The organism is Desulfomicrobium orale DSM 12838 (assembly GCF_001553625.1).
Classification (GTDB): Bacteria; Desulfobacterota; Desulfovibrionia; order Desulfovibrionales; family Desulfomicrobiaceae; genus Desulfomicrobium; species Desulfomicrobium orale.
The window spans coordinates 117415-132132 of sequence record NZ_CP014230.1; the positions used below are offsets into that span (position 1 = coordinate 117415).

A 14718-nucleotide genomic window follows, 5' to 3' on the forward strand; every position below is an offset into this window, starting at 1 on the left:
AACAACGTGGGTTTCTCCGAAAACGACATCCGGCCCAGACATCTGGACGAAGGCAAACTCGCGGCCATGCGGGAGGACATCGACTGGCTGCGGGCCAGAAAAGCGTCTTTCATTCCGGTGGACTGCCCGGCCTGCGGAAGCACGGAACACTCTCCGGCATTCGAGAAGTACTCTTTCAGCTTCGCGCGCTGCGCTTCGTGCCGGACCGTGTTCATGACGCCGCGCGCCCCGGAGCCGCTGCTGGGGGAATTCTACGCCCGTTCCGCCCTGTATGAATACTGGAACGAGCATATTTTTCCGGCCTCGCGGGATGTACGCATGGAGAAGATATTCCGCCCGAGAGTGGCGGACATTCTCGAACTGTGCGACCGGCACGGCGTCGGCACCGGGCTTCTCGTGGATGCGGGCGCGGCGTCGGGCATGTTCTGCGAAGAAGCCTTGAAATCCGGACGGTTCGGCCGGGTCGTGGGCGTCGAGCCGGGCCGGGCCCAGGCCGCGGCATGCCGCGAGCGCGGCATCGAAGTCATGGAGCTGCCTCTGGAAAAAATCTCCCGCCTCGCAAAACCGGCGGACATCGTGACCAGCTTCGAAACCATCGAGCATGTCTTCGCGCCGCGGGACTTTGTGCGCTCCTGCCGGAACCTGCTCGCTCCGGGAGGTCTTCTGGTCCTGACCTGCCCCAATATCGAGGGCTTTGACATCCTCACTCTGGGCACGGATTCGGACAGCCTGGACGCGGAGCACATCAACCTGTTCACGCCGGATTCGCTGTGCCGCATGCTCGAAGCGGAGGGCTTCACCATCGTGCGCCGCGCAACGCCGGGCGAACTCGATACGGACATCGTGCATGCCAGAGTCCGCGACGGGAAACTCGATCTGAGTGCGCAGCCCTTTCTCCAACAGCTCTTCCAGATGGAAGAGAACGCGCCGCGCCGCGCCTTTCAGGAATTTCTGAAAACCGCCGGACTGTCCTCACATCTTCATGTCGCGGCGAGAAAACTGCCATGACAGCGGCCTGTTTCGCGGATTTCTCCGCCCGCGTGAATCTGGCTCTGGTCGTGGACCACTCCGGACGGGCCGGCAACGCCTTTTTTCTGTCGCTTTTCGACCAGCATCCGGAAGTCGTATCCTGTCCCTGGATGCATTACGTCTATTCCTACGCCACACATCTTTTTGACGGACAGGACGAGATTCCCGCGCGGGAGGCGCTGCGCGTATGGCCCCGGCAGCAGTATTTCGCCCTGATTTATGCCGAGCCGAACCCACAGCGGGAAGCCCTGATCCGCAAAATGGGCTCCGATCCGGCTGCCCGCATCGACAGACACGCCGTACGCCGCGCCTTTCACGGAGTGCTGAAAGAAAAGAGGACCATCACCCGGCGGGAACTGATCCTCGCCACCTATTTCGCCTACCTCACGGGTCTGGGTCGTGACCCGGCCAGGGCCCGCTATATTCTGCTGTCCGACGCCATATCGCTGCGCACCGAATCCGTGTTCGGGGGCTACAGCGGAAAAATTCTGGACCTGGCCAAGGCGGACTTTCCCGAGGCCGTATTCATCCATCTGGTGCGGGACCCGCGGGCCGGGTTCGCCTCCACCAACCACCAGTTCATCAACCAGCTCGGCAACATGTACGGCGTACACTGGGGTAACGCCCTTTCCCGTCTCCGCCGCTGCCTGCGTCTTGATTTCGACTGGGACTCCGTCTTCGTCTTCGGCTTCTGGCTCATGTATTTCCGCCAGACCCACGCCGCCATCACGCGCAAGCGGGCGCAATACACCCGGCAGTTCATGATGGTCAAAAACGAGGACCTCAATCTGGATTTCCTGCGCACCATGCGCCAGATCAGTACACATCTGGGCATCGCATGGTTCGATGACTGGGATGCGGGGCAGGACTTCACGCCGACCATGCTGGGAATGCCCTGGCTGGGCACAGGGGCCTACAACAACGCCTACAGTCCGCAGTCCCGCCTGGAAAACGACTCTCCGGACCAGGCACGACGCAGCGCCGGACCGAACCGGCATGTCACCGAACGGTGGAAATCGCGCCTTGCGCCCCGAGAGATTCTGCTCATCGAAACATTTCTGTGGCCCGAATTTGGCATGTACGGTTACCAGACCCGGCATGACGCAAGACCCGGCCTGTGGCAATGGCTTGGCGCGCTTCTGCCCCCCTTGCGGGGAGAGCTGCCCGCGCCACGCTGGGTGCTTGCGGGATGGAAACAAGGTTTCCGTGTATTTCTGGACCGTGTTTTCTTCAGCGCAGTCTGGCCGGCGTATTATCTGCTGGCCCGGTACGCTTTTTTACGGGTTGTGTTCGGCACCAAGGTATTTGGCGATGATGACGGCACGCGGGAAAAAAACAGCGCACAATAAAATCTGTTTCGGCTCCAAGGCAGACACCCTGTTCCGGCTGGATGCGGCCGCTCTTTCCTGCCGCATTCCTCCGGGTATGGCCTTTACCTGGGCCCAGTGGAAGGAAGACCCGTCCAGCCTGCTGGAGCATGTGAGGCGGGAGTTCGCAGGACGGCTTGTGGCCGTGCGCAGCTCCGCCCGGCACGAAGACGGCGCGGTCAATTCCCATGCCGGGGCCTACACTTCCGTGCTGCATGTTCCGGCAGAGGATGCGCTGCGGCTGCGGAAGGCCGTGGAGCAGGTGTTCGCGTCTTACCCCCGGACGGAGCCTGAAGACCAGGTTCTGATACAGCTTCAGGTGGAGGACATCGAAGTCAGCGGCGTTATTTTGACGCGCTGTGTGGATGACGGTTCTCCGTACTATGTGCTCAATTATGACGAGGAAAGCGGCCGGTCCGACTCCGTCACCAGCGGGCGGGGCGTGCACAAGACCGTACTGGTCTACCGCCATTTCAGGCCCGAATACTGCGACTCCCCGCGAGTGCGCAAAATGCTGGAACTGGCGAAGGAAATGGAGCGTCTGGGCGGCAGCCTCCCGCTGGACATCGAATTCGCCCTGGACCGGAGCGGCCAAATGCATCTCCTGCAGGTCCGCAGGATCAGCACGGCGGCGAACTGGCACCCGGACACGGAGCTGCGGGTGGCCCGGGCCATTCCGCACACGGAGCGCTTTGTGCGCGGTCTGTCCGCGCGGCGCAAGGGTCTTTTCGGAGCGAGCACGATTTTCGGCATCATGCCGGACTGGAATCCGGCCGAGCTTCTGGGCGGCGCTCCGGCGCCTCTGGCCGTTTCCCTCTTCCGCGCCCTGATTTCCGCTTCCGCCTGGCGCGTGGCCCGGGCGGGCATGGGTTACCGGGAACTCCCGGGCACGGAGCTCATGGTGCTGCTCGGCGGCAAGCCTTTCATCGACGTGCGGGCCAGCCTGAACTCCCTGCTGCCCGGAGACATTTCCGCCAGAACCGGAGAAAAGCTGATCAACGCCTGGCTGCGGCGGCTGGCCGACAATCCCGGCCTGCACGACAAGATCGAATTCGAGGTGGCCCAGACCGCCCTGGACTTCACCTTTTCGCGGCGCTTTGCGGAGCGGTATCCGGGCGTGCTGTCCGCATCCGAGCACAAATCCTTTCAGGAACTCCTGTGCGGCTTCACCAATCAGGCCCTGCGCCTGGGCCCGGACGGCACCCTGGACCGGGCCCTCGGACACATCGCCGAACTGCGCCGCAGGCAGAAAACCGGACTGCGTCCGGCCGCCAAGGCCACGCCTCCGGCCATGAGCGCGCACATCCAGTCCATTCTGGAAACCTGCCTGCGTCTGGGGACCATTCCCTTTGCCACCATCGCCAGGCACGCGTTCATCGCCGAGGCCCTGCTCCGCTCCGCCGCGGCCCGCGAGGCCCTGGACGAGACACGACTGGCGGTCTTCAAGGCCTCGGTGCCCACGGTCATGTCCGAGCTGGCCGCAGACATGCGCGCGGTCTGCCGGGGCGACCTGTCCGAAAAAATATTTCTGGAACACTACGGCCACCTGCGGCCGGGAACATTCGACATCATGTCCCCGTGCTACAGGGACCGCGACGATCTGTTTCTCCGTCCGGAGGAGGGTAACCGGCCGGAGCCGTCTGCCCCGCCGTTTACGCCCCGGAAGGCCGAACTTCGCGCCATCGGAAGCCTTCTGCGGGAGAGCGGGCTGGACGCCGTCAGCGCCGGGGAGCTTTTCACCTACGCCGCGCGGGCCATACAGGGACGCGAATACGCCAAGTTCATTTTCACGCGCAGCCTGTCCGCAGCCCTGGAGTGCATCGCCCGCTGGGGAGCTGCATTCGGTCTCGGACGCGAAGATCTCTCCTTTCTGCGTCTGCCGGAAATTCTGGACAGCGGCTGCGCCTGCCCGCACGCGGACATGACCTCCGCCTTGATGGACAGGATCGACCGCGCGCGCATGGAGCAGACCCTGGCCCGTTCCCTGCGGCTCAGTTACCTGGTACGCGGGGTCAAGGACATCCATGTCGTGCCCCTGCACCGCTGCGAACCCAATTTCATCACCCGGAAGCAGGTCGAGCGCGAAACGGTTTTTCTCAGCGCCGCCAGCCTGAGTCACGCGCATCTCGAAAACAGAATCGTCTGCATCGAGCACGCGGACCCCGGATTCGACTGGATTTTCACCAGAGGAATCGCCGGTCTGGTCACCAAATACGGGGGCGCCAATTCGCATATGGCCATCCGTTGCGCCGAACTGCAGCTGCCCGCGGCCATCGGCTGCGGCGAGGAGCTGTTCGACCGCCTGCGCCAAAGCCCGAAGATAGATCTCAACTGCGCGGCCAGAAACATCGCGGCCCTGGGAGCCTTCAATGCCTGAACCGCGAATCGGACTTTCCATGCGTGTGGACATGCCGGCCCGATATGATGAGCCGCGCGACGCCCTGGCCCGGAGCTGGGCCGCCTTCATGGCGGACGCCCTGCCCCTGGCCCGCTGGATGCCCATTCCCAATATCGGCGCGGAAGCTGGACGGTATGCCCGCGACTGGGAACTGAACGGATTCATTTTCACCGGCGGCAACGATCTCGGCAGCGCACCCGATCGGGATACCACGGAGGAGGCACTCCTCCACTTCGCTCTGGATCACGATCTGCCGGTTTTCGGCGTCTGCCGGGGGTTTCAGTTTCTGCTCCGGCATTTCGGCCACGCGCCACTCCCCTGCCGTCCCGCCGGGGCGCACGCGGGCCGGTTCCACGAGATCACGCTGAAAGATCCGCCTTTCGACTGGCCTGAGCCGCGCCTGCGCGTCAATTCGTTCCATCATTACTGCGGTCCGGCGGCCTCCGATCTGCGGGCTCCTCTGGCTGCCTTCGCCATGGACGAGGCAGGCCGATGCGAGGGATTTTACCACACGCAGAAACGAATCATGGCCGTGATGTGGCATCCGGAACGGCACAGCCCCGAAGCGGACTTCAACCGGACCCTCTTGCGCCACCTTTTCGGCCATGCCGGAGCGCAGACGGAGAACCGCCCATGAAGGCGATCATTCTCGCGGCCGGGCGCGGTTCCCGACTGCTCTCGCTGACCGAAGACAGGCCCAAGTGCCTGGTCGAGGCTGGAGAAAAGCCGCTTCTTGCCTGGCAGATCGAAGCCCTGCGCGGGGCAGGAATACAGGATATTCTCGTGGTGGGCGGCTATCTCGGGCACATGCTGCACGGCCCCTTTGTCCGCCGCCACAACCCGGACTGGGATAAAACCAACATGCTGGCCAGCCTCCTCGTCGCCCGTGACTGGCTTCAGGCCGCACCGTGCGTGATTTCCTACGCCGACATCGTCTATCCGGCCCGGGCTGTGGCCCGTCTTCTGGACGCGCCCGGAGAAATCGCCCTGCTCTATGATGTCAACTGGCGCAAGCTGTGGACGAAACGTTTCGACGACCCGGCCAGCGACGCCGAGAGCTTCACCCTCGACGCGGGCGGCAACGTAACCGGCATCGGACAAAAAGGCGTACCGCTGGAAAGCATTCAGGGTCAGTATATGGGCCTTCTGAAAATTACCCCGGCGGGACTGGAATGGATCGAAGCACTGCTCGCACGGCAACCGGAACTGCGCGCCCGGCTGGACATGACAGCCCTGCTGGCCCGGCTGCTGGCCGAAGGCAGAAAAATCGCCTCCCGGCCCTGGGACGGCCCGTGGTGCGAAGTGGACACGCCGGAAGATCTGCGGGTGGCGGAACAAATTCTGAGAGAAGAAACATGGTGATCTGGCTGGTCGGGCTCTCCGGAGCGGGCAAGACAACCATCGGCAGGGAAGTGTGCCGTTTATGGAAACAGTACGCTCCCGGCACGGTACTGCTCGACGGTGACGATCTGCGCCGCATCACGGGGCAGGACCAGACCCAGCAGGATTACAGCGTGGACGGCCGCCGGAAAAATGCCGAACGCATCGTCCGGGCCTGCGACTGGCTAAACGGACAGGATATCAACGTGGTATGCTGCGTGCTGTGCATTTTCGAGGACATCATGCGCGCCAACCGGGTCCGCTTTACACAGTATTTTCAAGTCGGCCTGGATTGCCCCCTGGAGGAACTCAAACGCCGGGATACCAAGGGGCTGTACGCACGTTTTGGACAGGGACTGGAAAAAAACGTCGTGGGTATGGACATCGCATTCAGCCTTCCCCGCACCTCTGATCTGACCCTGCACACCGGCCCGGGTGCTCCGTCCCCGGAATCGCTGGCCCGGCATATTCTGGAACAGGCAGGAGCGCTGCCGTGAATCAGACTGTCTATCCCTACACTCAGGGCGATCTGCTGGCCCACCCGCAGACCTATCAGTACAGCGATTACCTGGGCGCATCTTTTCTGGAAGCCTGGAAGAAGAACCGAAACACGGCCAGAGCCGCTCTCGGAGGGCCGGTTCCCCCTCCGCCCCCAAAGACGGAATCCCTGTCCGCCGGAACGCTGGAGTGGCATCTGGAAACGCTGCTGTCCGGTATCGTCACCGGCAACATGAACCAACAGGAGTTCCAAAGGCTGGTCCACGACTGGATCAAAAAATTCGAAGTCCGCAAACAATTCTTCGCCGCCTACGGTCCAGGTTTAAAACCCACCAGCCAGAGACCTGCGCCGACACGTCTTTATCTGCGGTACGCGGAGGTCATGGCCGCCGCCTACGAGGCCGGTTCCGGGCTGCCCGGCCTGAATGTGCTCCTCAAAGTTCTGGATACGCTGATTTCCTGTGGACATACGCTTTCTGCGGATGAATCCGGCCGCCTGACCAGCCTGATCCTGAGGGAACGCGCTTTCGTCGAGGCACTGGCCGCACGGCCCGGTGCTTCGCTTCCTCCCGAAGCGACAAACATCCGGGAAGAAGACTCCATTTCTTTGAACATGCCTGCCCCAAAAAAACTGCGGCTTGATGATGTCGTTTTTCTGGCAGCGGACACACCACGCTCCAAAGCTTATGCTCAGGCGATGGCCCGCCGGAATATTATCGTGAAGGCAGGGGTACTTTTCAGCTCGTCAGGAGGCGGACAAGCGGGACAAAAGGCTGCCCCCCCGGCGGGACACTGGTCCGGTGCGCCGTTTCCGCTGCCCGACTTCAGCCTGCCCCTGAAGGAGAGCCTTGCGCGCGTCTGCAGGCAGGTGTGCAATGTCTCCGCCAGCCACGTCAACGACCCGGCCATACTCCAGACGCTTCTGGACTATTCGCCACACATGGTCATCTATTCCGGTTACGGGAGCCAGATCGTGGGGGAAACCCTGCTTTCGAGCGGGATGGAATTTCTGCATGTGCACGCCGGGTGGCTGCCGAAATTTCGCGGTTCCACCACCACCTACTACCACCTGTTGAGCACGGGCGCCTGTGGGGCTTCGGCCATCTTACTGCGCAATCAGCTAGATGGCGGACCGATACTTGCGAAGAAATGGTTTCCACGCCCCCCGGCGAATCTGGATATCGACTACATCTACGACAGCGCCATCAGGGCGGACCTGCTCGTGGATGTATTGTGTAAGCGTGCGGAAAACAAAACCCCACCTATTCCGGAGGTGCAACCCGAACAGGGAGTAATGTACTATATCATCCATCCGGTACTTAAACATCTGGCCAGGCTATCATGCCAGTAAATCTGAATGTGTATTACATATGCGCTCAAAGATATTGAAATTTGTATTAGAAAATACAAAAAAATATGCATAACATAGAATAATTTAAAATTATTTTAGATCACAATTATAAAATAAATTTATAATATGAAAAATACACCATTATTATATAAATTTAAGATAGTTTATTATATAAATAAAAACACTTCTGTAAAATAACCGTATCATGATGAAATACACCATTTAGCGCCCTTTTTCTGTATGCTATAAAAATTTCTCATTCATTTCTTCACATCAATTCTGCAACCCGTAGCACTGGTGGCGCAGGAAAATGCCCATCAACATTGTTCTGCATCCAAATTTACAGCACAGGAACCATTATTATGCCCTATAGTCCTCTGCCACAGGCCACGCTTCTGCCGCAACTACGAAAAACGATTCTGCCCGTCCTGAAACGACTTCCTCAAATCAAGGAACAACAGCTGGATGGAGAGCCCTCCTACTATGGCGCGAGCTGGCAGATCGCCCGTCAACTCGGCATGTCCGCGCCTTTGCCCTCGGGAGCCAGCTGGGTGCACGGCTGGGTACATAATCCTCTGGTCAACCTCTTGCTCGTCAGTGCCCGACTCACCCGTCAGTCGGCCAATCTGACAGGTACGGAGGAACAGGCCGTGTACCTTCGCGAGCGTGGCTACGCGGCCCATGCCGTGGGCGTACCCATTCTGTACGCGCCGCCCAGCGGGGTCACTCGCATGCCCGGCAGCATGCTTGTCATGCCCATGCATTCCACCTCCCATGTCGCGCATGGGCACGACCACCCCGATTTTCTGCCCGCTCTGGCTGAACTGCATAAAGAATTCGATATTACCGCCGCGTGCGTCAGCGGCATGTGCGTGCAACAGGGGCTCTGGACCGGACTTTTCGAAAGTCTGGATATTCCCTGGGTTACAGGAGCCTGGATTTTCGACCGGAACGCTCTGGCCAGAATGCGGGTCATTTTTGAATCTTTCGAGTACATCGCCACAAATTTCTTCGGCTCGCATATCGCCTATGCCGCTTGGTGCGGATGCAAAATCCGCTTTTTCGGCGACATGTACGTAGCGGAAAAACAGACACTGCTCAAAGAGCCCTTTTACGCGGAGCATCCGGAACTCATCGACATTGTTCTTGAACACAACCAGCTGGAGGTTCTGCGAAAAAGATTTCCATTTCTTTTCAATAATCAGGATGCCACACACAAAGAATGGGGTGCGCAGGTTCTCGGGCTCGAACACAAGAAAAATCCGGAGGAAATGGCCCGGCTGCTCGGATGGATCAATAGTAAAGCAGATATGCCACAGGAAACGAAGCGGCGTCATGTCCTCGACCCGGAGCGCGTCCTGATCATGGCCCGGCGCGCTCTGGAACAGCGAGACTTCGCCGATGCCCTGCGTCTGGCCAGTTCCGTCAAAGGATCGGGGGCAGTTCTGGAAAATGCGGACTCCATCCGCGCCCAGGCTTTTCTGGGACAACAAAATCCTCACGCGGCTTACGAAGCGCTGAAGGAGGAATTGCGCCTTTTCCCTCATAACCGCGACGCGCAAGATGCTCTGGATAAGCTTCAGGCGGCCCTGTTTCCCGAAGTCCGTCCCCACGACGAATTCTCCGAGATTCTCGCACGAATCCGTCCATACACGATGGTAGGCACGGAACGTCTGGCCAGCCTGTACCGTCTGGCGAAAATCGTCTGTCTGGAAGATGTTCCGGGAAATTTTGTGGAATGCGGCGTCGCGGCCGGCGGTTCTTCCGCTCTGCTGGCCTGGGTCATACGGAAATATTCCCGGCGTGAGCGCCTGCTGTACGCCTTCGACTCCTTTGCCGGAATGCCCGAGCCCACGGCGCACGACACCCACCAGTCCATCCCCGCCGATGCCACAGGCTGGGGCACCGGTACCTGCGCCGCTCCGGAAAGCTCTCTGCTTGAAATCTGCGCCAAACTGGAAGTGCAGGACATGGTCCGCCCGGTCAAAGGGCTCTTCTGTGACACCCTTCCGGAGAGACGGGCGGAAATTGGCACGATCGCACTACTGCATATGGATGGAGACTGGTATGAATCCACACGCGACATCCTGGAAAATCTTTATACCAGCCTCCCGGCCAAGGCCCCCATCCAAGTCGACGATTACGGATACTGGCAGGGCTGCCGACAGGCGGTACACGAATTCGAAGGCCGCCAAGGACTGCGTTTCGATCTCCAGCCCATCGACGGCATCGGAGTATGGTTCAGAAAACCGTCCCTTGGGCCCGAAACCGGCGAATAGTTCACAAAACAAAGCCAACAGAGCGGGCGGCCTACAGCAATCCGTTGCTCGGAAGCATAACCCGGCACAAATATGACTCCAACCGTATCCATCATCATTCCGGTCCGAAACCAGTGGAAACTGACTGAAGCCTGCCTGCGCAGTCTGGCTGAACACACGCCGCAGGACGATATACAGGTACTGGTCATGGACAACGGCTCCACGGATGACACCTCCACCCAATGCGCGCCCCTGGGCACGGCTCTGTTTGGTTCACGGTTCAGGCATATCCCTCTGGGTCACAACAGAAACTTCGGTCCGGCCTGCAACGAAGGAGCCCGTGCAGCCAATGCCGATTATCTTTTCTTTTTGAACAATGATACTCTGCTCACCGCCGGATGGCTGCCGCCGCTGCTCGACGCCTTTGCGCGACAGCCGGACCTGGGCGCCACGGGTCCCCTTCTCCTCTACCCCGACGACCGGGTCCAGCATGCAGGAGTAACCTTTACACCTACCTGGCAGGTCACGCACCTTTACCAGTTTTTTCCCCGGAATCATCCCGTTCTGTTCAAAAAACGGACTGTGCAGGCCCTGACCGGGGCGGCCCTCATGATACCCGCCGGACTCTTCACGTCCTGCGGCGGATTCTTTGAGGAGTACCGTAACGGCTACGAAGACCTGGATCTGTGCGCCCAGATCAGAGGCAAAAAATTAGTCCTGCGCTGCACCCCTCAGAGCGTGGTCTATCATCTCACCAGCCAGACACCGGGACGTTTTGATTCAGACAACCATAACGCCCTGCTCCTCAGCAGACGCTGTGACGGCGTATTCCAACCGGATCAGCATCGCTTCGGCACGGAAGACGGATACATGTTCCATCTGAGCCCGACTTTGCATGCCATCCTGACCGCAAAGAGTCCGTCTGAAACAGTAGATATGAATAGCCCACACGCGCTATGGAGTGCAGTGAACGCCGAGCCTCTCTGGGCAGAGGGATATATCGCCCTGTTCAACATCCTGGCTGAACAGAAAAAATGGGCAACTGCTTTTGATCTGCTTCAAATGGAAATGCGATTTTTCCCTCAAGAAATACTCTTGAAGCGCATGGCAAAGACAGCAACATTCCTAAAAAATAAAGATCTCATATCATCTGTACAAAAATTCATGCAAAATATGCGCGAAGAAATGCAATCAATTTCATTGCGAAAAAAATTTATGATGCTGCATGACTGGGCAAAAGAACATGAGGATAAATATATGCTGGGCGCATGTGTACGGTGGATGAAGGAGTGTCCAGGATCCTGAAAATTTTCAGAAACTCCCATACTGCGCCGGCTGTACCCATCCTTTATACTAAAACAGATGACAGTGTTTCCAGCCAAAACCCAGAAATGGAGCCTCTGTAAGCACTTTGACAGGATATTTTTATGGGATTGGACACTTGACAAAAATGTTTGGCAACCATACATATTTTCCATGAGTGATCAGGAATTTCAGCAGACGAAGCTAGGGCATAGTATCCAGGAGTCATTGCACAACAAGAATAGTGATTCCGATGCGGCACGGCTGCGGCGCGGGCATACAAGCTACTCATTGTTCTCTCTTGTGGCAAAATTTACCGAAATTGAACAACAATCCCGATTTTTTGGCACAGATGTGGAAATCCATAATGCTGAAATTCATATGATTATGGCGATCCATGATGTTGAAGGAATTCACGTTACTGGGCTAGCCGACAGGTTGCATATCACTAAAGGGAGCGTTTCCGAACTTTTGCGTAAGCTGGAACAGAAAAAACTTATCCACAAAGACACCGATCCGTTGAAGCTTTCTCGGATCAATGTATACCTGACAGAAAAAGGTAGAATCGCTCACGAGCATCATCTTTTATACCATGAACGGATTAATGGGATGATTGACCAGGTGATGAGTCATTATTCCTCTGAGCAGATCGAATTTCTGAATCATTTTCTTAACAATGTGCGTTCTGGATTGGATTCTATGGGCTGGAGTTGAGAGATTTTTTACAAAATTAGTATAATTAGCATACAGATATAAATCGGAATTATACCAAGTTATAAGGCTTCACCTACATATGTTTCAATTTCAATGAAATGACTCTGCAAGAATTTCTATATGGAGACACTCTTTTTATTCCCCAAATTGAAACTGCTTATTCCGTAAAGATATATTTAGTATGGCCATGTATGTTTTTATTTGGCAAAAATGTATGGCGACCATACGAAATATAACCCTCCAAGGAGATTGTCTGTGGCGAAAAAAATGTATGTTTCCAATTTGAGAAAGAAAATTATCCTCGCGGCGGTCATAGTTTTCTCTGTTTTATGCTTGTCAGAATATGTCCTAGCGCAGCCGCCCGACACAACCGAAAAAATCACTCCCACTACAAAAAAGCAGTACACGTTACCGACGATAACCGTCACCGCCGATAAACGCGAAATTGATGTGCAAAAACTTCCTATGTCGGTGCAGGTGATCACAGATCAACAGTTGGAGGATTCCAGCATGAAAACGATCGGTGACGTGCTGCAGCATATCCCAAACCTCATGGTGAATTCATCCTTTGTCGGTCTTAGCTACATGTCGTTTCGTGGCTCCGGAACATCCGAAGCCAGTGAAACAGCCCCCCTTGCCATTTATCTGGATGGTGTTCCCATTGACCCGTCCACCGCTCTGGACTTGAACCTGCTGGACATAGAACGTGTTGAGATTTTGCGTGGTGTTCAGAGTGTCCTTTACGGAAAGAATGTCTTGGGCGGCATCGTGAATGTCATCTCCAAGAAGCCGGGAAACACAAACCAGGGAAAATTTTCTCTCAGAGGGGAGAGCTACGGAACGGCCGCCGCATCTGGAATTTTTAGAGGTTCGATTGTGGAGGACAAGCTTTTCTTCTCCTTGGCCGGAGAACTGTATAAAACAGACGGATTTATGAAGAGCGAGGTTTCAGCGGGCAGAAATAAACGTGACAGCGGACGTTTTAAGGGACAGATATACACTACTCCTACCGATGATTCGGAATTCTCCGTTTATCTCAATTACTCCAAGGTCAATTCCGGCTTCCCTCCGTATAAATGGGGCGAGCACCCCGGCACGGCATCAAATGCCGCGATGAGCAGCGATGACCAGAATCTGGAACAAATGAGCGCTGCGCTGCACGGTAAGATCGATTTCAGCTCTCTGGCAGTCGAATCTGTTTCCACGTTCAGGCACATGACACAGGATGCTCTGCATGACTATTCCCATGTTCCCGCTTTTCAGGGCTTTGCATGGCTTAATGCCGGTCGCAAACAGAACGAAGCGACGCAGGAAATTCGCCTGAAAAGCCCAGATTCCTCGGAAAATAACCCGTTCAAATGGCTCACCGGTGCGTATGTCGGCTATCTGAATAGAGATCAGGATCTGACCTATGGAGGCGGTATACTTGATCAGTCGCAGACACACCGGGAGTACTCCACCGATTTTGCCTTGTTTGGACAGATTGATATCCCCCTCACGGAATCACTCACACTTACGCCGGGTGTTCGTTGGCACTATACCAACAAGTCCGCCGCTATTAGAAACTCAATGGCCTCAATGTTTATGAACACCTCGCTGAATAAGCATGAACGCGGGAATTGGCATGAATTACTGCCCAAGCTGACGTTGAGCTATGCGATTACGGATAATCATACGGTGTATGCAGGCGTAAGCAGAAGCTTCCTGCCTGGAGGGTTCAATTATCTCGCTTCCGGAGTTGCCACATCCGATTTGAAATACGACTCGCAAAAGGCCTGGAACTATGAAGCAGGAGCGAAAACATCCTGGCTCGATAAACGGATCACGGCAAGTGTGACCTTTTTTTATATAGATACTGAAAAGATGCAGGTGTCTATCCTTGATCCGCTCACCTACGACTTCACCGTAAAAAATGCCGGGGCCACGACCAGTTACGGCATGGAACTGGATTTGGCCGCACGTATCGCTGAAGGCCTTAGCACTGATGCCAGTCTTGGCTGCACTCACGCCACATTCGACAGCTATAATGACGGAAGGGCCGATTATTCCGGGAATGACGTGCCAATCAGCCCACGTTTCACGGCTCAAGTCGGATTGACCTACCGGCATGAAGACGGCTTCTTCGCACGGGCGGAGATGCAGCATTTCGGGAAAAGTTACTGGGATGCCAGCAATGAAGGGTCTCGCTCAGCGTTTCAGTTGGTCAATGCCAGACTCGGCTATGAAGCGGAGAATTTTGAGGCATATATCTACGGAAAAAATATCTTTGGCGAGCGATATTACAGCCACTACCTTCCCTCTTCCAATACCGGCATAATGGGCGACCCGCAGCGTTTCGGCATCGAATTCGTCTACAAATTCTGACCCGAATACATCCCGTTGCCTCGCTCTGGATGCGGAGGCAACGGGATAAACTTCAGG

11 protein-coding genes are annotated in these 14718 nt (G+C 56.7%); all 11 read left to right on the forward strand.

Annotated features, from left to right (window positions below; all coding sequences use genetic code 11):
* Nucleotides 1-6 precede the first annotated feature (6 nt).
* The 11 genes from AXF15_RS00610 (at nt 7) to AXF15_RS00660 (ending at nt 14661) form a co-directional block, all read left to right on the forward strand.
* The gene (locus AXF15_RS00610; protein ID WP_066601845.1) at nt 7-1008 is read left to right on the forward strand and encodes a class I SAM-dependent methyltransferase; all 1002 of its coding nucleotides are present in this window, start codon (nt 7-9) and stop codon (nt 1006-1008) included.
* Entirely contained in the window at nt 1005-2378 is a 1374-nt protein-coding gene (locus tag AXF15_RS00615; protein ID WP_066601848.1) for a sulfotransferase, read from the forward strand. The genes AXF15_RS00610 and AXF15_RS00615 overlap by 4 nt, the downstream gene beginning before the upstream one ends.
* A complete protein-coding gene (locus AXF15_RS00620; RefSeq protein ID WP_066601851.1) occupies nt 2341-4773 on the forward strand; it encodes a PEP/pyruvate-binding domain-containing protein in 2433 nt (810 codons plus the stop codon). Before AXF15_RS00615 ends, AXF15_RS00620 begins: the two co-directional genes overlap by 38 nt.
* Nucleotides 4766-5431 carry a gamma-glutamyl-gamma-aminobutyrate hydrolase family protein gene (locus AXF15_RS00625; RefSeq protein WP_066601854.1) on the forward strand — a complete coding sequence of 222 codons (666 nt, stop codon included), beginning with the start codon at nt 4766-4768 and terminating at the stop codon, nt 5429-5431. Before AXF15_RS00620 ends, AXF15_RS00625 begins: the two co-directional genes overlap by 8 nt.
* Complete coding sequence (locus AXF15_RS00630; RefSeq protein ID WP_083517770.1) at nt 5428-6156, forward strand: phosphocholine cytidylyltransferase family protein; 729 nt, start codon at nt 5428-5430, stop codon at nt 6154-6156. The genes AXF15_RS00625 and AXF15_RS00630 overlap by 4 nt, the downstream gene beginning before the upstream one ends.
* Nucleotides 6150-6671: an adenylyl-sulfate kinase gene (locus AXF15_RS00635; protein WP_066601857.1), complete on the forward strand. Its 522-nt coding sequence runs from the start codon at nt 6150-6152 to the stop codon at nt 6669-6671. Before AXF15_RS00630 ends, AXF15_RS00635 begins: the two co-directional genes overlap by 7 nt.
* Nucleotides 6668-8023: a formyltransferase family protein gene (locus tag AXF15_RS00640; RefSeq protein WP_066601859.1), complete on the forward strand. Its 1356-nt coding sequence runs from the start codon at nt 6668-6670 to the stop codon at nt 8021-8023. Before AXF15_RS00635 ends, AXF15_RS00640 begins: the two co-directional genes overlap by 4 nt.
* Nucleotides 8024-8385: 362 nt before the next feature.
* The gene (locus AXF15_RS00645) at nt 8386-10302 is read left to right on the forward strand and encodes a TylF/MycF/NovP-related O-methyltransferase (protein WP_066601861.1); all 1917 of its coding nucleotides are present in this window, start codon (nt 8386-8388) and stop codon (nt 10300-10302) included.
* A gap of 72 nt (nt 10303-10374) precedes the next feature.
* A complete protein-coding gene (locus AXF15_RS00650) occupies nt 10375-11586 on the forward strand; it encodes a glycosyltransferase family 2 protein (RefSeq protein WP_066601867.1) in 1212 nt (403 codons plus the stop codon).
* Between the two features lie 171 nt (nt 11587-11757).
* The gene (locus tag AXF15_RS00655; protein ID WP_169793552.1) at nt 11758-12297 is read left to right on the forward strand and encodes a MarR family winged helix-turn-helix transcriptional regulator; all 540 of its coding nucleotides are present in this window, start codon (nt 11758-11760) and stop codon (nt 12295-12297) included.
* A 255-nt stretch (nt 12298-12552) separates the two neighbouring features.
* Nucleotides 12553-14661, forward strand: coding sequence for a TonB-dependent receptor (locus AXF15_RS00660; RefSeq protein WP_066601873.1), 2109 nt, complete (start codon nt 12553-12555; stop codon nt 14659-14661).
* Nucleotides 14662-14718 lie beyond the last annotated feature (57 nt).

Coding starts and splice junctions, on each gene's coding strand:
- AXF15_RS00625 (WP_066601854.1), top strand. CDS start 4,766: ATGCCTGAACCGCGAATCGGACTTTCCATGCGTGTGGACATGCCGGCC.
- AXF15_RS00630 (WP_083517770.1), top strand. CDS start 5,428: ATGAAGGCGATCATTCTCGCGGCCGGGCGCGGTTCCCGACTGCTCTCG.
- AXF15_RS00645 (WP_066601861.1), top strand. CDS start 8,386: ATGCCCTATAGTCCTCTGCCACAGGCCACGCTTCTGCCGCAACTACGA.
- AXF15_RS00655 (WP_169793552.1), top strand. CDS start 11,758: ATGAGTGATCAGGAATTTCAGCAGACGAAGCTAGGGCATAGTATCCAG.
- AXF15_RS00620 (WP_066601851.1), top strand. CDS start 2,341: ATGATGACGGCACGCGGGAAAAAAACAGCGCACAATAAAATCTGTTTC.
- AXF15_RS00635 (WP_066601857.1), top strand. CDS start 6,150: ATGGTGATCTGGCTGGTCGGGCTCTCCGGAGCGGGCAAGACAACCATC.
- AXF15_RS00615 (WP_066601848.1), top strand. CDS start 1,005: ATGACAGCGGCCTGTTTCGCGGATTTCTCCGCCCGCGTGAATCTGGCT.
- AXF15_RS00650 (WP_066601867.1), top strand. CDS start 10,375: ATGACTCCAACCGTATCCATCATCATTCCGGTCCGAAACCAGTGGAAA.